The 21,716-nt window shown below is 56.4% G+C and carries 16 protein-coding genes and 1 tRNA gene; 8 read left to right on the top strand and 9 right to left on the bottom strand.

Translation table 11 applies throughout. The features are described from left to right. The first annotated feature begins 17 nt into the window (after positions 1-17). The gene (fliK, locus tag DSL70_RS14840) at positions 18-1,517 is read left to right on the top strand and encodes a flagellar hook-length control protein FliK (protein WP_119308713.1); all 1,500 of its coding nucleotides are present in this window, start codon (positions 18-20) and stop codon (positions 1,515-1,517) included. After that, the gene (locus DSL70_RS14835; protein ID WP_119308712.1) at positions 1,514-1,849 is read left to right on the top strand and encodes an EscU/YscU/HrcU family type III secretion system export apparatus switch protein; all 336 of its coding nucleotides are present in this window, start codon (positions 1,514-1,516) and stop codon (positions 1,847-1,849) included. Before fliK ends, DSL70_RS14835 begins: the two co-directional genes overlap by 4 nt. 43 nt (positions 1,850-1,892) lie before the next feature. Here DSL70_RS14835 and DSL70_RS14830 read toward each other — a convergent pair whose 3' ends face one another. The 6 genes from DSL70_RS14830 to DSL70_RS14805 are packed head-to-tail and all read right to left on the bottom strand — an operon-like array spanning position 1,893 to position 8,397. Beyond that, positions 1,893-2,771 carry a carbohydrate kinase family protein gene (locus tag DSL70_RS14830; RefSeq protein ID WP_119308711.1) on the bottom strand — a complete coding sequence of 293 codons (879 nt, stop codon included), beginning with the start codon at positions 2,769-2,771 and terminating at the stop codon, positions 1,893-1,895. Further along, complete coding sequence (locus DSL70_RS14825) at positions 2,768-3,808, bottom strand: ABC transporter ATP-binding protein (RefSeq protein ID WP_119308710.1); 1,041 nt, start codon at positions 3,806-3,808, stop codon at positions 2,768-2,770. The genes DSL70_RS14830 and DSL70_RS14825 overlap by 4 nt, the downstream gene beginning before the upstream one ends. Beyond that, a complete protein-coding gene (gene argH / locus DSL70_RS14820; RefSeq protein ID WP_119308709.1) occupies positions 3,808-5,322 on the bottom strand; it encodes an argininosuccinate lyase in 1,515 nt (504 codons plus the stop codon). Before argH ends, DSL70_RS14825 begins: the two co-directional genes overlap by 1 nt. A gap of 6 nt (positions 5,323-5,328) precedes the next feature. Further along, positions 5,329-6,186, bottom strand: a complete 858-nt coding sequence (locus tag DSL70_RS14815) for a carbohydrate ABC transporter permease (RefSeq protein WP_119308708.1) — start codon at positions 6,184-6,186, stop codon at positions 5,329-5,331. Further along, complete coding sequence (locus DSL70_RS14810) at positions 6,183-7,133, bottom strand: carbohydrate ABC transporter permease (RefSeq protein ID WP_119308707.1); 951 nt, start codon at positions 7,131-7,133, stop codon at positions 6,183-6,185. The genes DSL70_RS14815 and DSL70_RS14810 overlap by 4 nt, the downstream gene beginning before the upstream one ends. A gap of 13 nt (positions 7,134-7,146) precedes the next feature. Further along, positions 7,147-8,397, bottom strand: a complete 1,251-nt coding sequence (locus tag DSL70_RS14805) for a sugar ABC transporter substrate-binding protein (RefSeq protein WP_119308706.1) — start codon at positions 8,395-8,397, stop codon at positions 7,147-7,149. Between the two features lie 289 nt (positions 8,398-8,686). On the opposite strand from DSL70_RS14805, the gene DSL70_RS14800 reads away from it, so the two are divergent. Together DSL70_RS14800 and DSL70_RS14795 are read left to right on the top strand one after the other, a co-directional pair. Further along, complete coding sequence (locus DSL70_RS14800) at positions 8,687-9,904, top strand: ROK family transcriptional regulator (protein WP_119308705.1); 1,218 nt, start codon at positions 8,687-8,689, stop codon at positions 9,902-9,904. 19 nt (positions 9,905-9,923) lie between these two features. Further along, positions 9,924-12,326, top strand: coding sequence for a PIG-L family deacetylase (locus DSL70_RS14795; RefSeq protein WP_119308831.1), 2,403 nt, complete (start codon positions 9,924-9,926; stop codon positions 12,324-12,326). 286 nt (positions 12,327-12,612) lie between these two features. Here DSL70_RS14795 and DSL70_RS14790 read toward each other — a convergent pair whose 3' ends face one another. From DSL70_RS14790 to DSL70_RS14780, 3 genes are all read right to left on the bottom strand, one after another. Next, on the bottom strand, positions 12,613-12,951 hold the full coding sequence (locus tag DSL70_RS14790) for a DUF7009 family protein (RefSeq protein WP_119308704.1): 339 nt from the start codon (positions 12,949-12,951) through the stop codon (positions 12,613-12,615). A 332-nt stretch (positions 12,952-13,283) separates the two neighbouring features. After that, positions 13,284-13,373: transfer RNA gene (locus DSL70_RS14785), tRNA-Ser, on the bottom strand. A 321-nt stretch (positions 13,374-13,694) separates the two neighbouring features. After that, positions 13,695-14,315 (bottom strand): TetR family transcriptional regulator, encoded by a 621-nt coding sequence (locus DSL70_RS14780; RefSeq protein ID WP_162916718.1) that lies wholly within the window; start codon positions 14,313-14,315, stop codon positions 13,695-13,697. A gap of 176 nt (positions 14,316-14,491) precedes the next feature. Between DSL70_RS14780 and DSL70_RS14775 the strand changes: the two genes are divergently transcribed. The 4 genes from DSL70_RS14775 (at position 14,492) to glpD (ending at position 21,578) form a co-directional block, all read left to right on the top strand. Beyond that, positions 14,492-15,589, top strand: a complete 1,098-nt coding sequence (locus DSL70_RS14775) for an efflux RND transporter periplasmic adaptor subunit (protein ID WP_119308702.1) — start codon at positions 14,492-14,494, stop codon at positions 15,587-15,589. A gap of 101 nt (positions 15,590-15,690) precedes the next feature. Continuing rightward, a complete protein-coding gene (locus tag DSL70_RS14770) occupies positions 15,691-18,765 on the top strand; it encodes an efflux RND transporter permease subunit (protein WP_119308701.1) in 3,075 nt (1,024 codons plus the stop codon). 522 nt (positions 18,766-19,287) lie between these two features. Next, positions 19,288-20,076: a DeoR/GlpR family DNA-binding transcription regulator gene (locus DSL70_RS14765; protein WP_119308700.1), complete on the top strand. Its 789-nt coding sequence runs from the start codon at positions 19,288-19,290 to the stop codon at positions 20,074-20,076. After that, positions 20,073-21,578 (top strand): glycerol-3-phosphate dehydrogenase, encoded by a 1,506-nt coding sequence (gene glpD, locus DSL70_RS14760; protein ID WP_119308699.1) that lies wholly within the window; start codon positions 20,073-20,075, stop codon positions 21,576-21,578. Before DSL70_RS14765 ends, glpD begins: the two co-directional genes overlap by 4 nt. Positions 21,579-21,716: the final 138 nt, after the last annotated feature.

Genomic DNA, 21,716 nt, shown 5'->3' with positions numbered 1-21,716 from the left:
ACCAAGAGGCAATCCCGATGGCCATGGATATTGTTCGCGCAGGATTTACTGCGCAGACCACGGCCATCAACAACCTGCTGAAAGCTCTTGGAGACGGCCAGCCGGTTCAGGGCCGCTTGCAGGCGATCACGAAACTTCCCACAGGCGAAGCCCAATTGCGCGTCCAGCTTGCGGGACAGGTTCTGGACGTAAAGGCCGATCCGGCCGTGGCCAGTCAGCTCAAAGCCGGAAGCCCGGTAACCGTTCAGGTCACACAGACGTCCCAGGGACCGCAACTGACCATCAGACCGATGCCGACCTCTGGCGAAGCACAGGGGCAGCCCCTTGCGCCGTCATCCACCGGCGCTGCAAGTACGACCGGAGCCCCTCAACCTTCTCCGCTTCAATCGACAGCGACCATGGCGCGCCCGGATGGCTATACTCAGGTCAAAAGCGACCCTCCTGTTGCCACCCCGCCCTACAGTGCCCGGCCAGCAGCAACCGCGCCACTAAGCCAGCCCCCCATTCCAGCGCCACTGGTTGCCCTGCAACGGCAGGCAATGACCCAGCAGCGATCACTCACCGAGCTGTTTGCCAACCTCACAGCCTTCGTGGAGCAGGTGGAAGGCGGAGCAAGACCTGGCGTTTCTCCCGATCTTGTTGCCACCATGCGATGGGTTCTCGGCTTTCAACTGGCACCCGAGCGGCCGCCCGAAGGCAGCAAGGCGGACACAACGCTGCGCCAGCTTATTTCCTCGCTGGGGCTTTTGGGGCAGCAAACAAGCAGCGCGCATGAAACCGGCCCGGCTTCCAATCTCAAGGCAGCGCTCAGTCTGTTGCAGTCTTTGCTCCCTGACGATGGCAATATGCCCACTCCCCAGAAGGCTCAGTCCGGCGCTCCAACAACACCCAGCGTCAGCCGCGACTTTCCGCCCTTGAAGGGCGCTCCCCTCGAAGGGCAGGACGCGCGCCTTCCGACATTTCTTGCCTCGGCTTCCAATCAGGTGGCGCTTTCGCACATCAAGAGTTCGGTTGAAGCTGCACTGGCGCGGATAACCCTCAGTCAGATCGCTTCGCTACGCTCTGCATCAGGAGATCATGCGTCCACAGGCGGGCATGCGGTTCAGACCTTGCACGCGGAAATTCCTGTCGCTGTTGCCAACGGCACAGCCATTGTGCAGATGACGATACAACAGGACCCTACCAGTCCCTTTGACGAGGAAAATGACGAAGCGACACAAAACGGTGAGCGAGACCGTGTCGGCTGGATTGTCCACTTCGCCGTTGATACGGAGCCGGTTGGTGCTGTCAGCGCTGCGCTGCAGTTGCGCGGGCAAAGCGTGCGCCTGACACTCGGGGCCGAACGGGAGGAGACACTGGAGATCTTTCAGCACGGCACACCACTGCTGCAAGCGATGCTGGAAGAAGAAGGTCTCACGCTGGCGGGCCTTGTGTTCAAACGGCAAAAGAACGGGACCGCTGATCGGCACATGGATATCGTGCCCTTTCAAGACGCGCGACTGGATCGCAGGCTATGAGCAACAGAGACGACCAATTCCCCCCAATCCCCGATGAAGGCAGACCAGCCACTGGTGAGCAGAAGCTGGCCGTCGCCTTGCAATATGACAAGGACAAAGACCCGGCACCCCGTGTCACGGCCAAGGGCAAGGGCAAGACGGCAGAGCGCATTGTGGAGCTTGCCCGGGAACATGGCGTCATTGTCGAAGGCAACCCAGCGCTTGCTCAGGCACTCAGCGCTGTCGAACTTGACGAAGAGATCCCGGAATCGCTCTACGCGGCAGTTGCAGCCGTCATTCGGTTCGTCATGCAGGAATCCGAGAAGAAGCGCCGCAGCTCGACAAAGCCGTGAGGGATCAGCGCCAGCGCCCGGCAGCAAGCATACTTACTACGCCTTAGGCGCCTCCGGCTTGCTGGACGGCCCTGCTCCCTGCGGCCACTCCTGCCGCGAGACAGACGGACAGAGGCTGCGAGCGCAACCACTGATCAATAAACCCGGCGTTGAAGGCGTCTCCGGCGCCTGTCGTATCGATCACCGGCACAGCTTGCGCAAGTTCCCTCCAACACCCTTCGATAGACTGGCAATAGGCCCCGTTCGCACCAGCCTTCAGCGCGACATTGGGGAAATGGAGGGATAGAAGATCAAGCATGTCATTGGGTAACGCTTTACCTGTGATCGCTTGCGCCTCTTCCATATTTGGCAGAAACAGATCAACCCCTTTGCACCGCTCCAGAAGATCGGGCGCATGGATCAGGGCGTCATCCCAGCTTGGATCAAGGGAAACGGACAAGCCCGCCTCCTTGGCACGCGACACAAGGTCGGGCATTTCAGCCAGAGTGGCAAATTCGGCAATATGAAGATGGCACGCTCCGTCCCAATGCAACGCTTCGTTCAGATGAGCAGGTTCGGCCCGACCCGCCCGCTTGGTCAGGAAGGCGCGTTCAGACCCGATGACTGACGCAACGGTGATTTGTGGCCCCGCCTCTGCATCCCGCTCAAGAAAGGACTGGTCGATATTCCTGCTCTCGATCTGCGCGGCGACATCGCACGACAGAGCGTCTGTTCCCAATCTTGCGACAAGGGAAACTGCGCGTCCGATTTCGGCAAAATGGGCTGCCGAAATATAGGCCCCACCGCCCGCCGTCATGGTGAGGTCTTCGGCGAAGACCTCTCTTCCGAGTATCGGCATCCGCCCCAGTCCCGTGAAAATCAGGTCACAGTAGATCCGCCCGACACACAGGACTGCGCCAGTATCCGCTTTTCTAGTCATCATTTGCGGCCCAGGCCTTTTTCGGTCTTCGCATCAAAAAGATAGAGCTTTCCGGTTTCCACCGAACATTCAACGATGCTGCCCACGGGTGGCGCGACATTGCCCGGCAAGGTCGCGATGACCGGCTCCCCATCGACTCGCATGTGAACCATAGTCTCCGGCCCCAACGGTTCGCAAGCTTCAACTTGCCCCGAAATGGTCAGGATTGCCCCTTCCTTTGGCGCATTCACAATGAGGTCGTGCGGCCGGACCCCGACCAGAATATCGGGATCGTGATCGGGAAGTCCGGCTTTGCCAGCAAGGGCCGCCATGGGGATCATGTTCATCGAAGGCGTTCCGATGAATCGAGCCGTGAAGACATCGGCCGGGTTCTCATAAAGATCAACCGGCGTTCCCGTTTGCAGGATATATCCGTCCTTCATCACGACAATCCGGTCGGCCATGGTCATGGCTTCGATCTGATCGTGGGTGACATAGACCGTTGTCGTCTTGAGATCCTGATGCAGCTTCTTGATTTCGATCCGCATTTGCGCACGGAGCTGGGCATCGAGGTTGGAGAGTGGTTCATCGAACAGGAAAGCGGATGGGTTCCGCACCATGGCGCGCCCGATGGCGACACGTTGGCGCTGGCCGCCCGACAAGGCCGCGGGCCGTCGATCGAGATAATCGGTCAGCCCGAGAATGCGTCCGGTTTCTTCAATCCGCGCGTTCTTCTCGTCCTTGCTAAGGCTGGAAGTGTAAAGCCCGAAGCCGATGTTCTCGCGCACGGTCATGTGCGGGTAGATCGCATAATTCTGGAACACCATGGCGATATTGCGCTGCTTGGGTGCCCGCTCGTTGACAATCTCATCACCAATTCTGAGCTCGCCGCCCGAGATCTCTTCCAGACCGGCAATCATCCGCAATGTGGTGGACTTGCCACAGCCGGAAGGGCCAACGAGCACAACAAATTCGCCGTCAGCTATCTCAAGATCAATGCCATGCACGGCTTCAACCTTGTCGTAGCGCTTGACCAGTTTTTCAAGTGTAATGGAAGCCATTATGCATGTCCCCTCAATCGGGTGAAACAGAGATCCAGATCGCGCTGCGCTTCATCAAGCAACCGCGTTTGCCTCTTCCATTCGCTCCTGAAGCCATCGCGCTGCGTTTCATACTCGGACAATGCCTCGCCAAGCGGGGCTTCGGCAGGGCCGCCGAAACGATCGCGAACGTGAACGAAATATTCGGCAGATACGATTTCTTCAAAGGCAGCCTCATCGAGCCCGGTGTCTCTGCCGACATGCTTTTTAAAAGCAGCGACAAACGGAGCGAAGCCGTCTTTGCCAAGAGAGCCCTCAAGAGCAACAACCGTCTTTGCCACTTCCGCCGCAATCTCGTGCGCCTGCCGGAACGACAGTTTCTCCCTGCGCACGAGCGAGTCGGCAAGCTCGGTGATCGTGATACAGGAGCGATCGAGGTTTGACTTTACCCGTTCGCTATTAATGGACACGGAAGCTATGAAGCTCGTCAGCAGATCCAGCACTCGATAGCCGGTTGCAAAAGCCTGATAGCCCATCGCCTGCGTTTCGCCTTCACTGTCGTTCATGTCGGTGAACGGCGTGTTATGCATCATGGTCAGTACCGACTGCGCCCGCCCCACGGTCTGGCTTGACAGGTGGCGCATATGCTCAATCGGCACGGGATTGCGCTTTTGCGGCATGATGGAGGAAATCTGCACCAATGCATTGGGCACATAAAGCTGGGCAACCTCGAAGCTGCTCCAGACCTGAAAATCCTGGATCAGGCGGCCAAGATGCAGGAAGAGCAACTCAAGCGCAGAATAGGATGCGGTTGTATAATCAACAGCAGCGATGCAGCTGTAGGAATTGCGCAAAGGGGCCGAGAATCCCAACAGGCTGGCCACGCGATGTCGGTCAATCGGAAACCCGGTGGTCGTGATGGCGGCAGCTCCCATCGGACACAGATTGACCGTGTTCCGGACGGTAAACAGCCTTTCGATATCACGTCCTAGCACTTCAATGGCGGCGGACAGATAATGACCGAAAGTCGTCGGCTGGGCAGGCTGCCCATGCGTATAGGCCACAATCAGCGTGGCCTTCTCACGCTTTGCTGTCTCCACCATCTGGGCATGGAGCGCAATGGCCTTGTCCAGAGCGACATCAATGTGGTGCCGCAAGCCGATCTTGAACAGCGTGTGGTCAATGTCGTTGCGAGAGCGGGCGGTATGAAGCCTGCCGCCAAGGTCTGCGCCCAAGCGGGCTTTCAGTTCCTTTTCGATCAGGAAGAAATAGTCTTCCACCTCACCGGTATACTCCAGCGTCGAAGGATCAATCTCTACGTCAATGGCAACCAGCGCATCGGCGATCCTTGCCGCCTGATCCTGCGTGAGAATGCCGGTCTCAGCGAGCATGACCAGATGGGCTCTGTCGATGCTTCTGAAGCCTTCGACGAAGTTGTTCTTGGCGCCGTCAAACAACGGCTTCAAAACGGTCTGCTTGTAGACAGGGTCCGGAAACACGCTCTTGTCTTTGGCAGAATTGGTCTCTTCTGACATATTGTATTAGCCTTTCACACCGGCGAGCATGACGCCCCGCACGATATATCGCTGAAAGAGAAGAAATACGAGCAATGTGGGGATGGTTGCCAGTGCGGCACCGGTCATGATCATCTCCCACTGGATGGCGGCTTCCACGGCAAAACTCGAAAGCCCCACCGGCAGCGTATAAAGCTCGCTGGATGTGGTAACGATCAGCGGCCAGAAGAAGGCCGTCCAGTTGCCAAGGAAGGTGAAGATGGCAAGGGCGGACAGTGCGGGCGCAACGAGCGGCATGGCAATCTTCCACCAGATGACGAATTCGTTCATGCCATCAACCCGAGCCGCTTCCATGAAGTCATCGGGCACGCCCTCGAAGAACTGGCGCATCAGGAATGTGCCGAATCCCGTCATCATGCCAGGGAACATGATGCCCCAATAGGTATCCAGCCATCCGAAATTTGCCGACATCAGATACCATGGAATGACCAGCATCTCGGTCGGGATCATCAAGGTCGACAGAATGGCCAGAAAGATGAAGCGGCGGCCACGGAACCGGAATTTGGCCAGCGTATAGCCCACGAGACTATCAAAGAAAACATTCGAACAGGTGACGGAAACCGCGACCAGCATCGAGTTGAAAAACCAGCGCACAAAGCCGGTGCTCGTCAGAACCGCAACATAGTTGGACAATGTCGGATGGGCCGGGATCAATCGCAGATCATAGACGTCACTCGCAGGTTTCAACGAGGTGGAGAACATGAACAGGAGCGGCGTTATCATCACGATGCCGCCAATGAACAGCAGCGTCCAGATGAGGATGCGACCGGGCTGTATCTTGATGCGATAGCGAGACAACGCTTCCTGACGGTCGGTATCGGTCATTTTTTGTCCCTCAGAATCCAGAGCTGAAGAAGCGAAATCGCCAGCAGAATGAGAAAGAGAACCACGGTTTGCGCGGCAGCGTAGCCCATCTGATAGGAGGAAAATGCCGACTGGTAGATCATCAGGACGAGCGGCTTTGTCGAACCCAGCGGGCCACCGGGATCGTTGGTGGTCATGTTGTAGACCTGATCGAAAATCCTGAGGAAGCCGATGGATGACATCACGACCAGAAAGATCGTGGTGGGCTTCAACAAGGGCAAGGTAATCTTTTTCAAGATTGCCCACTCCCCTAACCCATCGATCCGCGCCGCTTCGTAGAATGTTGACGGAATGGCACGCAGGCCAGCCATAAAAATGATGATCTGGAAGCCCAGACCGGCCCAGATGGCGGTCACCATGATGGACGGCAGGGCCTGTGAGGTCGAGCGTAAAAACGGCTGCTGCATCAGACCGAACGAGGACAAAAGATCGTTGATCACCCCGATCGGAGCGGGCTGATAAAACCATCTCCAGACCCACGCCATGGCTGCGGCCGTCGTCAGGAACGGCAGGAAATAGAGCGCCCGGATAAAGCTATGACCAAATCTGATCCGGTCCAGCGCGAAGGCCACCGTAAAGGAAATGAGCAGTGAAATGGGCGTACCAAGGATCAGATAGGCAAAGGTATTCCGGAAAACCTGCCAGAATTTCGGGTCAGAAAAGAGCTTGGCATAATTTTCAAACCCGATGAATTTCGGTTTGTTCATCAGGTTCCAGTCCGTCAGGGAAAGACGGAAGGCATCAATCGTCGGGTAGAAACGGATAACCGAGTAGAACAGCACAGGCAGCGCCAGAAACGTCCAGACCCAGAATAGCCGCTTCGTGCGCATCGAAAAGCGATCGGTAAAACCGCCGCCCTCGGGGCGGCCTTGCGCCGCCCCTTTGGATGTCTGAACCGTGCTTGGCATGGATTTTTCCCGCTTACATCGCGTCGTCGATAATCTTCTGTTCCTGCTTGGCAGCTTCAGCGACGCTCTCTTCAGGCGTCTGACCATTGATCAGCACACGGTTGGCCATATCCATGGCGGTCTGGCGTTGTGCAGCCTCATCCACGAACAGCGTCGTGTGCGCATCGGCCAGCCCCTTGAGGAACGGGCCATAGATCGGGTTGGCCGTGTTTTCATCCGTCAACGCCACTTCGCGTTTGGCAGGAAGCTCACCGACAACGTCAAGCCAGATTTTCATGGCTTCCGGAGAGGTGACGTAGGCGAGGAATTTTTCGGCCGCTTCGAGCTTTTCACCTTTGACCTTGGCGCCAATGCCGTTGGCAAAATAGCTTGAATAGTTCGACTGATAGCCGTCAGCATTGGCTGGCAGCTCGGCAACGCCCCATTCGAAATCCTTGATCTGTTTGAAGGAACCAAGACGGAAGGTGCCGTCGATTGTCATCCCGGCCTTGCCGGCGCGGAACGCGGCCTGACCTTCATCCATGAAGCCGATCTGGCCGACTTTTTCCTTGAGCTGCAGATCCGTATAGAAGGACAGCGCCTTGGCACCGGCTTCGCTATCATATTTCACGGTGCGATAGTCATCCGTATAGGGCTCTCCGCCGAACTGGCGAACAAGCACTTCACGCCACCAGTGATGGTCCTGCCCGCTCATGTCCATCGTCATGCCTTCGGTCAGCATGTTTCCGGCATCGTCATGCTTGGCGATTACCTTGCTGGCAGCAACAAGTTCATCAAGGGTCTTGGGCGGGTTTGCCGGGTCCAGCCCGCTATCGGCAAACAGCTTCTTGTTATAGAACAGCGCCAGTGAACGCACGGCCGTCGGGAGCCCATAGTATTCGCCATCGCGCTGCATGGCCGTCACGATCGGGAAGAAATCGGCTTCGATCTTGTCGTGCGGAAAGGCTTCCTTGCCAAGCGGCTGCAACAGGCCACCTGCAACGAACTTGTCGAGCCAACCGTAGAACAGCTGCATGACATCCGGCCCTTTGCCTGCCATGTTGGCGGCAACAATACGGGTCTGATAATCGGCATATGGGAAGGTGACCTGCTTGACGGTGATGTCAGGATTGGCTGCTTCAAAATTCTTGATCAGCTGATCCATGGCATTGACGCGGGTCTCATAGATATATTGCCAATACTCAATTTCCACGGCCTGAGCAGCAGTGAATGCAGGCAGGCTAAAACCGGACAGCAATCCGGCAAGCAGTAGCGCTTTTTTCATTGAAAACTCCAATCCCTGTTAACGGCGAAATGCTTGGTCATCTGCCAACGCACGAAAGATCAAACCACCGGTTTCATCATCCGCATGGTGACGTTTGATTATTGAATGTATGGAGCCATTTTGCCCCACCTCTGTTTTTGGGCGGTTCTTTGATTGCCTGGTCCACCCTTTGCGTTAAGCGTTGCGTAACAATTGGATTTTGTCAATAAGATAATTTAATTGAATTAATGTATTGACGAGTAGGGCCTATCGGCACCAGACTGGGAAACCTGAGAAAAGCGGGACAATCATGACCAAGAAACCACGCGCTGCGACCCATTTCGCGATTGGCAACAACCCTGAGAGAAGCCGGGAGCACAATCGACGTGTCGTGCTGGACATCATTCGCCAGCATGGCAGTCTGGGGCGCATGGAGATTGCCCGGCGCACCCATCTGACCGCACAGGCTGTCGCCAATATCGTGGAGGAACTGGTCGAGGCCAATCTGGTCAAAAACACCGGACGCCGCCGCACCAGCCGAGGCCAGCCGCCTGTCCAGTTTGCCATCAACCCTGAAGGGGCAGCGACCATTGGTGTCGAGATCGCAACCGACCAGATGGCCACGACGGTGTTGGATCTGACTGGCGACCTTCGCTACAAGCGGATCATTCCGCTCACCGATACGACACCGGAAAAATGTCTCCCCATTTTCAAGGCCGAAACGGACCGCGCAAGACAGTCCTTTGCCTCGCCCCTGCTTGGAGTGGGCGTTGTCATGCCCGGTCCGTTTGACATTGACGGCATGAGCTCTGTTGGCCCAACCACCCTGCCCGGCTGGAGCAACATGAATGTCAAAGACGCGCTGGAGAAGGCCTGCGGCGCCAGCGTCACTCTGGAAAACGATGCCTCGGCAGCAGCCGTGGCCGAGCGCCTTTTCGGAGCCGGGCACAAGGTCTCGCATTTCGGCATGATCTATTTTGGCACCGGCATCGGGCTGGGGATGATTCAGGATGGCCTTCCCTACCGCGGAGCCTTCGGCAACGCTGGCGAAATTGGCCATGTGCTGGCGGTTCCCAATGGCCGTGCGTGCCCATGCGGACAGAAAGGATGTCTGGAACGCTACGCCTCCTTGCATGCGTTATACGAGAAATTCGAGGCGGTCGGTCGCCTGCGTCCTGATATTGACGCGCTTGAAGCGCTGCTTGAAGCGAATGACCCGGTCATTCTGGAATGGCTCGATGAAGCCTCGCTGCATCTGACCACGATCGTCGGGTTGCTTGAAAACATTCTCGACCCGGAAACGCTGATCGTCGGCGGGATCCTGTCCGACCAGATTTTTGACGCTCTTCTTGAGCGCATGAAGGCATTGCCGCGCTCGGTTGCTGGTCGGCGCATGCGCACCTTGCCACGCGTCATGCGTGGACAGACCGGGCAATTTACCGCAGCTCTTGGCGCGGCCGCCCTGCCACTGTTTGAAATCCTCACCCCAAAGCTTGAAACGTCATCACCTGACCAACAGGTTGCCTGACAACCAAGGACTTGTTTGCATGCTTACGCCGCGCCAAAGAATTGAACACCAGATGACGTCACCCAAACTGACCTCTCTTTATCGGGCTCTGACGCGGTTGAAGTCCTTAGTGACTCTCATGAATACGGGGGCTCACCCCGATGACGAGCAATCAGGCCTTCTGGCCCATCTGAGCCTCAAGCTGGGCATGCGGGTCATTGTCGGGTGTTCCACGCGCGGCGAAGGGGGCCAGAGTATTCTGGGGCCTGAGCGCCTCGGCGCTTTGGGCGTGTTGCGGACATTGGAGATGCAAAAGGCGGCACAAGTTCTTGATGCAGATATCTATTGGCTCGGCCACGGACCGGACGACCCGGTGCATGACTTCGGCTTTTCAAAAGACGGCGATGGCACATTTGCCCATTGGGGTGAAGAGCGCATCGTCGAGCGGATGGTCAGGGCCTATCGCGAAGAACGTCCCGACATCGTGCTGCCGACCTTTCTTGACGTCCCGGGCCAGCATGGCCACCACAGGGCGATGACGCGCGCTGCGGAAACCGCGCTGGCGCTCGCCGCCGATGAAACGGCCTATCCGGAGCATTTTGAGGAAGGTCTCAAACCCTGGCGCGTTGCGAAATTCTATCTGCCAGCCTGGTCTGGCGGCGGCGGAACCTATGACGATACGGTGCCGCCGCCTCCGGCGACCTTGACGATTGACGCAACCGGCGTTGATTTGCCAACCGGAGCAGCTTTTGGGCGCTTGGGGGAATGGTCGCGCTATTATCATGCCTCTCAGGGCATGGGCGTCTGGCCAGACCGCCCCGCCAGCCGCTGGCAACTCCATTTGCTGCATGGGCCTTCAGGGTCACACCCGGAATCCACCATTTCTGACGAACTCCCCACATCGCTGACTGCTCTTTGCGCGGGACAGTCGGCGGAGGGGAAACTCTCATCATTGTTAAAATCAGCAGACGAGGCGATCAGCAATGCCGTTGATGCCTTCCCGGATCGCACTGCAATCTGCCGCTCTCTTGTTTCCGCAAAAGAGGCAATGGTTGCAGCGCTTGACTGCGCGCCACAAACCTTCCTCGACCTCCACCAGCATCGACTGCAACGCAAGCTCGTTGAAATCGATGTTGCGCTGTTTGAAACCGATGCGCTTTTCGAGCGGGCCTACGCACAAGGCGACGCCCTGACACAGGGTGGCTCAACAGACCTTACCATCGTCCTGCCACAAGGCTTGTCCGCTGAGCCCGAGGTTTCCCTCACCTTGCCGCAGGGGGTAAAAGCCCAGTTGATGAGCCGCGAAGACGGTTTGCTCCGCTACACCCTGTCCGCCCAGCGGGATGCGCCCCTGTCCTTGCAATACCCGCCCAAGTGGTCATCTCTGGAAGGCAATGGCGCCGCCTTTATCACCATGACTGCGACTATTGGCGGCCAGCCAGCCACAAAGGCATTCGATCTGGAATGTGATTTGCCAGTCATTCCGGCCCATTCCCTTGAAATCGAACCTCCAGCCTTTCTACTGCCCATAGGTCAACCGACCGACAAATTGCTGTTCAAGGTCCAATCCACCTGTGATGACGCAAGCTTGAGTTTCTCAGCGCCGGATGGTTGGGACATTCAACAGAATGGCGCGGGCAAAAAGGTCATCGCACCTTCACAGCCCAAGGCTGGGCGCATCAGCATTGTTCCTCTCATCGATGGCGAACCGGCCTCATCCGTCACTGACTTCAGCTACCCCCATATCGGCAAGGGGCGGCATATCAAGCCTGTGGCTCTGGATATTCTCTGCCTTGATCTCCAACTGCCAGAAGACATCCATGTCGGCTATGTTGGCGGGGGAGCCGATAATGTCGCCCTTTGGCTCGGCAGAATGGGCGTTCCATACGAAGATCTCGACGCTTCGGCGTTGTCAGGTGATCTATCCCGCTTCACCACGATCCTTATAGGCCTATTTGCCTTCGGGTTGCGCAAGGATCTCGCGGCATCGACCGACAGGATTCGCACGTTCGTGGAAGAAGGCGGTCATCTTGTCACGCTCTATCATCGGCCATCGGATGGCTGGAATCCCGAAAAGACCCCTCCCCGGTTTCTTCAGATAGGCTCGCCGTCCCTTCGGTGGCGTGTTACCGACCCGACGGCTAAAGTCACGGTGTTGAACAGCGAGCATCCGCTCCTTGTCGGCCCCAATCGAATTGGCCCTGAGGATTGGGATGGCTGGGATAAGGAGCGCGGGCTCTATTTCGCCTCCCGATGGGAAGAGGCATATGAGCCCCTGCTCTCTCTCCATGATGCCAATGAAGACGCGCTTACCGGTGCTCTGGTTTCGGCCAGAATCGGCAAAGGAAGACACACCCACACCAGTCTCGTCCTGCACCACCAGATGGACAAACTGGTGCCCGGCGCATTCCGCCTGATGGCCAACCTGTTGCAAAAAGCCTGAAGGAGCAAACGTCGTGGAGCGGGATTACAGCCTCCCGCAGCATTAATCGATATGCAATCCGCAAGACGGAATCACGCCAAATTCGATCAAGTCATGGAGAGGTGACCGCAAGAAACATGAAGGCAAAGCACCGATTGAAATCCTATCCGGTGCGCCAGATAACACTCTCCACCCAATAGAGGATTAGCTCCCTCTTCGGAGGGGGCGCCAGTTCAAATGTGTCCCCGTTTGACGGTTGATCCTCAGGAGATGTGAAATCACCGTTGAACCCGACAAGCGGAGCCCCTCAGTCCCGCTTGCGGTTCTGAGTGCGAATATCAACTTCCAGGCTGAGATCAAGAGAAACCTCATCATTGATTGAGGTCTTCTGCTTGAGGCCCTCGCGCTGAGGCAACGCATCCCGCAATGCATGCAAGTCACCGATGTTGGCAGCAAGCCGCAGAGTTTGATTGTCCCAACTCAAGGATAGCACCGGTGCCATTTCGGCGGGCTCGATAACGGCACCAAGAATCTGACCCTCGGACAGGCATGTTGCCTGGATGACACTCGTCCCGTTGCACAGGCATTCCAGTTCAGACTTGTCGATCCGGAACCGGACCTTCTGGCCATCAATACGAAAATTCATGATATATCCTTTTCATAAAGCCCATACAAAGTCCTTGCACACCGCGCCAGTGTTCTCGAGCCTTGCTAGAAGTCACGCACACACGGCAGGCACACACAGCGGGAATTGCCAGAATCCTCTGCTTGTCAACGCCGTGTTCATGCCAATGGCATCGAGAGGAGCAACCAGGCCCAAAACCCTGATTACAGCCGCTGCGCTTCACTTTGACATACTGAGGGAGATCTTTCCGTGCCTGAGCCTTCGGCATATCCACGCAAAACCGCCGACGAACATGAGCCGCCGCCCATTGAATTGCAAGAGCTTTCGGGAAAAACAATATCTGAGAAGGGGGATGGCGGAGAGGAAGGGATTCGAACCCTCGAGACAGTTACCCGCCTACGCCCTTAGCAGGGGCGCGCCTTCGACCACTCGGCCACCTCTCCGCGGACCTGTTTAAAGATCATGGGGGGTTGAATCAATGGCTATTTTGTCATGAGAATGACATTTCCACATATGCCTCGTAGTGACCTGGCATTTACTCCCGGGTTGCCAGAATTGCGGCGAGCTTTGCCAATTTCTACGCGCCGTCAATCACTTGAAGGGCATCCAGCAGGCATCGGCGGAACAATTGCTGATCAACTTCATGACCGCAAGCCTCGCCCGTTGGGGCTTGCGTGAAAGCCGTGAATGAAAATGCACCATGATTGGCTGACGTCCGTTCACCCACAAGCGAGGCTTTTGGCTCACGATAATCATCCGACGTCTCAGGCGCTCAGAACGCTGTTCAAATAGTGCTCGAACACGGGATATCCGTCCCGCGCAAAATCAAAATTACCAAACGGCAGTAGGGCCATGTTGATCATACCGATGAGAATATAGAGAAAGCCCATGGCAGCCTGTTCGGGTTCCACGCCGGGGCGCAACTGCCTTGCGTCATGCAGCCTGGTGTAGGCGCAAAAGAGGACCTGTTTATAGAGCCGGTACTTGTCGTCCAGAAACTCCGCAAGGTCGCGGTCCTTCACCGATATTTCCATGTTATGCATTATGATGAAGAATGCTCGTCCGACAACGTTGTTGTCTTCGAACAGCTCAAGCAGATTGTTGATCTCATGTCTGAATCGGGTTGCCGGGTCATGCTCCGGCAGGTTTAGCAGGGTTTCCCTGATCGGCTCGAAGAAGGGCATCACATGCTCCTGCCAGATCGCCTTAATCATCTCGGATTTGTCGGGAAAATGGCCATAGAAGGCACCACGCGTCACCCCCGCCCGCTCGGCGATTTCGTTCAATGTCGTCGCCGTATAGCCCTGTTTTTGAAACAGTTCTGCACCAGCCTCAAGCAAGGCCTGATAGGTTTTTTCTTTTTCTGCTTTGGTTTTGCGGGCCACTGTCTTTGTCCATGAAACGCGTCTGTTAACCTCAATCCTCCCTAAGAGGTGCATAGCAGTTATAGGGCGACATTTCCACTTTGCATTTATTCATACACGAATGTATATATAATCCACGAACGGCAAAATTTTTCAATGCGCCATAAGTACGCGCTAACTCACTCCCGGTTTGGTCAATGACAAAAAATCTCGTGCTACTCGGCCTGATGGCTCTCATGCTGTCCGGATGCAACAGCGATGTGTTTTCTTCTGCCGATGCCAATGAAACAGCAATTGAAGATGCGTCCGCTCGCCCGGCCAAGATTGCGACCGCGCATCAGGTTGCCCTCAGCCTTCCCAAGGCCTTTCCCGGTGTGACCAAGGCGTCACGCAAAGCCATTCTTTCCTTCCGGGTTGATGGACAGATCGAAGACTTCCCTGTTCATGCCGGTCAGGTCCTTCCCAAAGGCTCACTGATTGCCCAGCTGGATGATACGCCCTATCACAATGTTGTTGATGCAAGGCAGGCTGATTTTGACCTTGCCAAGATCAGCCTGGAGCGGGCTCAGAAGTTGTTTGAACAGGACCACGTGGCCAAGTCGACGTTGGACGCCGCTCGCTCGACCTTCCAGTTAGCCGAGGCTGCTTTGAAGTCGGCCCGTGACAATGTTGATTACACCAGCCTTACGGCACCCTTCGATGGCCTCGTTGCCAAGACCTATGTCGAGCGCTACCAGACCGTTTCGGCCGGGATGCAGATCGTGCAATTCGAAGGCACCAATAATATTGACGTGGTGTTCAACGTGCCTGAAAAACTGTTCCTACGGTTCAACCCGAAGAAACTGGCCATCAAGCCAACGCTCAACATCGAGTTCGATGCCCTTCCCGGCAAGAGCTATCCAGCCCAATACAAGGAAATCGACACCATTCCGGACAGTGTGACCCGCTCCTATGCGGTGACAGTCACCATGCCTCGTCCGGCCGATCTGACGGTCTTTTCCGGCATGAGCGTGACGGCAAGCCTCAATCTGGCAGAGCTTTTGTCCAACAGCGACGATGGTGGTGTGCTGATTCCTCTCGAAGCCGTGTTTGAGCAGGACGGCAAACGCTGGGTCTGGAAGCTTGACGAGAAGAGCGAGGCTCACAAGACCGAGGTGAAGGTTTACGGGATTCAGGATGGCAGCATCCGGGTTTCGGATGGCTTGAAGGATGGCGACAAGGTGATCGCAATCGGAGTTTCCTACGTTACCGAAGGCCTGAAGGTTCGTCCCTTCAAGAAGGAAGGCGGGCTCTGATCCTGCCCAGCCTTTCGGGGCCGTTCCGATTGTCCATTCTTTTCGTGCAAGTGCGTCCCGGTATTTGATGCCCGTTGCGGGGATGCGTCAGGAAGACAGCAATGAAACTTACCGACTACGCCATTGAGAACAAAGTCTTCAGCTGGATGATGACCTTCCTGCTCCTTGCTGGCGGCATCTATGCCTACATGAATCTGGGCCGGCTGGAAGATCCCGAGTTCACGATCAAGGAGGCCGTCATCGTTACGGCCTATCCGGGAGCCTCTCCCATGGAAGTGGAAGAGGAAGTCACCCTGCCGGTTGAAACGGCGCTGCAACAACTGCCTTATGTCAAGCATATCACCTCCATTTCCTCTTCCGGTCTCAGCCAGGTAACGGTGGAGATGAAGGACAAATACCGCAGTACGGAGTTGAGGCAGATCTGGGATGAAATGCGTCGCAAGATCCACGACATGGAATCGTCCCTGCCGTCCGGCTCCTATCCCCCGGTCATCAACGACGACTTTGGTGATGTCTATGGCATCTACATGGCGATCACCGGCGACGGCTACAGCCACCAGGAACTGAGTGATTATGCCGACTATCTGCGGCGTGAACTGGTGCTCGTTGATGGCGTGGGCAAGGTGACCATTGAAGGCACCCTGCAAAAGCAGATCATTCTTGAAATTAGCCGTGCCAAGCTGGCCGCGCACAATATTTCCGTAGCTTCGCTGACAGCGTTGTTGCAGAACCAGAATATCGTAACCGATGCTGGCAGCATCCGGGTTGGCAGCGAGTATATCCGTATCAGCTCCACCGGCGACTATAGCAACGTCGACCAGATCAGGGACATCCTGTTGGGACAGGCCGGCGATGATGTGGTCTATCTTTCCGATATTGCCGACGTGAAGGTCGATTATGCAGACCCGCCCAGCCACGTCTATCGCTTCAATGGCAAACCGGCGCTGACGGTGGGCATTTCCTTTGCCGATGGTGTCAACGTCACCGAGGTCGGTGATCTGGTCAGCCAGCGCCTCCAGCAACTGGAAAGCGGCCGTCCGGTTGGTGTCGAGCTCAACACGATCTACAATCAGCCAGAGCAGGTTACAACGTCGATCAACGACTTCCTGATCAACCTTGGTGCATCGATCATCATCGTCATTGTCGTATTGCTGGTCACAATGGGGTTGCGGTCCGGCATCCTTATGAGTGTCATCCTGCTGCTGACCATTTGTGGCACGCTGATTGTGATGAAGCTGATCGGCATGCCGCTCCACCGGGTTTCCCTCGGCTCGATGATTCTGGCGCTCGGCATGCTGGTCGACAATGCCATCGTGATCACCGATGGCATTCTGGTGGGGCTCAAACAGGGACTGACCAAGGTCAAGGCCGCCCACCGCATTGTCACACAGACAGTCTGGCCGTTGTTCGGTGCGACAGCCATCTCCATCGTCGCCTTCGCACCAATTGGCCTCTCGCCAGACAGCACCGGGGAATATGCCGGCTCCCTTTTCTGGGTCCTGATGATTTCGCTGACGATCTCGTGGATTCTCGCCATCACCCTCACACCATTCCTTGCATCCGTCATGTTCTCCGAGTCTCAGGTGCAACAGGAAGAAAGTGAAGAGGCCATCGACCCCTACAAGGGCTTTGTCTACCAAATCTACAAGGCGCTTCTGCTGTTCTCGCTCCGCTGGCGCTGGGGCACGATGATCATCATGGCCGGAGCCATGGCAGCGGCTATCTATGGCTTTGGATTTGTCGGTCAGTCCTTCTTCCCGACATCCAAGCTGCCAATGCTGACCGTCGACTACTGGCTGCCGCAAGGGTCGGATATCCGTGCCACCATGGAAGACATGGACCGGCTCGAAGAGATCATGAAGAAGAACGACAAGATCAAGCAGATCACCTCGACCATCGGTGCGGGTGCCCAGCGTTTCATGCTCACCTACAAGGCGGAGCGAACTTATCCGAACTATGGCCAGTTCATTGTCGAGGTGAAGAATTTCGACGACATTCAGGAGGTCCGTCAATGGCTCGACAAGGCATTGCACGAGGCGGCACCCTATGCCTTCGTCAAAACGAGCCGCTTCGAACTCGGCACAGCGGCAGGCGCCAAGATCGACGCCCGGATCACCGGCCCGAACCCGGTGGTGTTGCGCCAGTTGGCTGACAAGGTCATCGATATCTATCGCAATGATCCCGATGCAGTGAACATCCGTCACGACTGGCAGGAACGGACCAAGGTTCTGCGGCCACAGTTCGCCGAAGCGGAAGCGCGGCGTCTTGGCATCACCAAAGCGGACATTGATCGCGCCATCCTGTTGAATGTCCATGGCCTGACCATTGCTTCTGCGCGCGATGGCTCCGATATCCTGCCAATCGTGATCCGTCCGCCGCTCAGCGAGCGCAGCAGTGTCGACCAACTTGGTGACGTTCAGGTCTACAGCTCTGTTCTTTCCCGTTATGTCAGCATTGATCAGGTGGTCAAGTTCATTGATCTGGCCTGGGAAGACCCGTTGATCATGCGGCGTGACAGAAAGCGCACCATTCAGGTCTGGGCTGATGCCGACCCCAATTCGAACGTCACCAGTCTGGCGCTGTTTGAACGCCTCAGAGGCAAGGTCGAAGCGCTGGAACTACCGCAAGGTTATGAACTCAGCTGGGGCGGCGAATATGAAAACCAGACCAAGGCGACGGGGGCAGTCTTTGCCAATGTACCGCTCGGTGTGCTGGTCATGTTTGCCATCACGGTTTTGTTGTTCAATTCGATCAAGCAGACGCTTGTGGTCTGGATGACGGTTCCGCTTGCCATCATTGGTGTGACGGTTGGTCTGCTGCTTTTCAATCTGCCGTTCAGCTTCACCGCACTCATCGGGTTCCTGTCCCTGTCGGGGATGTTGCTCAAGAACGGCATTGTGCTCATCGAAGAGATCAAGCGGCTCAACGAAGAGGATGGACTATCGATTCACGATTCCATCACGCGGGCGGCAGTTTCGCGCCTGCGGCCGGTGACCATGGCGGCACTGACCACAGTGTTGGGCCTTGTGCCACTAATCACAGATATCTTCTTCAACTCGCTGGCCGTGACCATCATGTTCGGCCTTGCTGCTGCAACTGTCCTGACGCTTATCGTCGTTCCGGTGCTGTTCGCCATCTTCTATGGCGTTCGCTTCCGGCGTGGCGAGACAATTTAGCGCGCGTTTCGTTAAATCGACCTCGATTTAACGAAAATAATTCGCGCCCAAACAAATAGATAGAGCAAGTCAAGTGAATGCAAATGAACGCGACAAGCTCTAGGCACTGTAGTCATACCTTTTCAGGGCTGTTTCGGCTGCCCTGGGAAAACCCGGTCCCCACGTAGACCCACGAAGCCGGGTTCCTGTCCGGAACGGGCCACAAGCCCGCAATGGAAGACAATCACGTCAGCATCGGACAATTCTGATGCTGACGTGATCTGTTCCGCAAGGGTTTCCTCTCCCCTCCTCCTCATGGCCATTTTGTGTCCCACGGGTTCCCGTCTTACTGCAACGCGGTGGTGGTGCTTTTCGGCGGGTTCATTTGAAACTACGATTCGAACCTTTTCAAAATTTCTCCTACTCACACTTCAAGTCTACAGCCAGATTTTGCTCTATAAGTTTCGTTTTAGGTTTATTTCGAACTTTTATCTTGATATTTCGAACCTAAACGCGCATCTTCTGATGACATTGGAGAGAGACATGGAAAATCTGATTCCGCGCCACAAGGACATTCTGGATATCGCCAAGCGAGACGGCCGTGTTGACGTCGACAGTCTGGCTGCCAGTTTCAATGTCACCCCGCAGACCATCCGCAAGGATCTCAATTTTCTCTGTGACGGAGAAATGCTTGAGCGGGTGCATGGTGGGGCCATCTTCCCGTCCGGTGTTGCCAACTATGCTTATGCCGCCCGCCGCCAACATGCAGCCGCCGAGAAGGCTTCCATCGGCAAGGCGACAGCGGCCCTCATCCCGGACAGCGCCTCTCTCATCATCAACATCGGAACCACGACCGAACAGGTCGCCCATGCGCTGGTGCGCCATGACAGCCTCATGGTCATCACCAACAACATCAACGTCGCCAACATCATGCACACCGGCTCGAACGCCGAGGTGGTTGTTGCCGGCGGCATGCTGCGCAAGGAAGATGGCGGTCTGGTCGGCGAAGCAACGGTCGACTTCATCCGCCAGTTCAAGGTGGACTTCGCCATCATCGGCACCTCAGCCATCGATGAGGACGGAACCCTGCTTGACTATGACTTCCGCGAGGTTCGGGTGGCGCAGGCGATCCTCCAGCACGCCCGCAAGACCATCCTAGTTTCCGATTCCATGAAATTCGAACGCACGGCACCGGTGCGCATAGGCCATCTCTCCGACGTGGACTATTTCGTGACCGACACCCTGCCAAGTGAAGACATTCAGGCGATTTGCCACGATGCAGGAACCGAAATCATCGTGGCAGCCCCAGACAAGAGCGAGAACGAACAATGACAAACGAAGTCAAGGACATCTTCGTCGTAGGCGGCGGCATCAACGGCTGCAGCATCGCGCGTGACGCGGTGGGGCGCGGCTACAGCGTGACGCTGGCGGAAATGCATGATCTGGCCAGTGCGACATCGTCCGCCTCGACCAAGCTCATTCATGGCGGGCTGCGCTATCTTGAATATTACGAGTTCCGCCTCGTTCGAGAGGCCCTCAAGGAACGTGAAGTGGTCTGGGCCAATGCCCCGCACATCGTCTGGCCGCTGCGCTTCGTTCTGCCCTATTTCAAGGGCGGCATTCGGCCTGCATGGCTGATCCGGATCGGCCTGTTCCTTTATGACTACATCGGTGGTCGCAAGAAGCTGCCGGCAACTGCAGACATCAACATGAAGACCGACCCGGTAGCCGCACCGCTGAAGCCACTGTTCACCAAGGCCTTCGAATATTCCGATTGCTGGGTCAATGACTCCCGCTTCGTCGTACTCAACGCCATGGACGCCCAGAAGCGCGGCGCAGACATTCTGGTGCGCGAGAAGGTTGTCTCCCTCATCTATGACAAGGGCCTCTGGACCATCACGACGGAAAACCAGATCAACGGCACCAGAACCGAGCACAAGGCGAAAATGGTCGTCAACGCCTCCGGGCCATGGGTCGACCATGTCATCGGCGAAGCGCTCAACACGCCACATGACCGCAACGTCCGCCTCGTGCAGGGCAGTCACATGATCGTCAAGAAGATGTTCGACCACAAGCGCTGCTACATCTTCCAGAACAATGACGGCCGTATTGTCTTTGCCATTCCATACGAGGAAGACTTCACGCTCATCGGCACAACCGACCATGACTTCGAGGGCGATCTCAACGCCGACAAGATTCAGGCCACGGAAGAGGAGCTGCTGTATCTCTGCAATGCCGCCAGCGACTATTTCCAGAAGCCGGTAACGCGCGAAGATGTTGTCTGGAGCTTCTCGGGTGTTCGTCCGCTCTATGACGACGGCGCCTCTGCCGCTCAGGAAGCAACCCGTGACTATGTCCTGCGTCAGAAACCCGAAGATCACGATGAGTCCATCATTCACATCTTCGGCGGCAAGATCACGACCTCGCGCAAGCTGGCCGAGGCTGTCGTCAAGAAGATCGAACACAAGCTTGGAGCCCGCAAGCCGAAATGGACCAAGGTTGCCCCGTTGCCCGGTGGCGACTTTGCCGGCGAGGACTTCGACAGCTTGCTGGCCAAGCTCAAGACCGATCACCCCTATCTTGAAGACAAGCATGCCTATCGCCTGATGCGCCTCTATGGCACGCTGGCACGCGATCTTCTGGCAGGCGTAACCTCCAAAGAAGGACTGGGGCAGCATTTCGGTGCCGACCTCTACGAGGCCGAGGTGCGCTACCTCATCGATAGGGAATGGGCAATGACCGCCGAGGACGTCCTGTTTCGCCGCACCAAATGTGGCCTGAGTTTCACTCAGGATCAGATTTCCGCCCTCGATGCCTTTATGAAGGCCCAGTAACCCGATAGGATTTGGGCAAGCGATCGAAAAACCGGCCGCCTTGCCCTCCTCGGGCTGTCTTGCTCATTACCTGCAACTAGACCTGCAACTGGGCCGGTCGTAGATTTCATCACTTATCGTTTCAGCATTCGCGGAGGA

This window comes from Cohaesibacter haloalkalitolerans, assembly GCF_003574655.1.
GTDB classification, from domain to species: Bacteria; Pseudomonadota; Alphaproteobacteria; order Rhizobiales; family Cohaesibacteraceae; genus Cohaesibacter; species Cohaesibacter haloalkalitolerans.
This window is presented reverse-complemented; position numbering and strand designations above follow the sequence as displayed.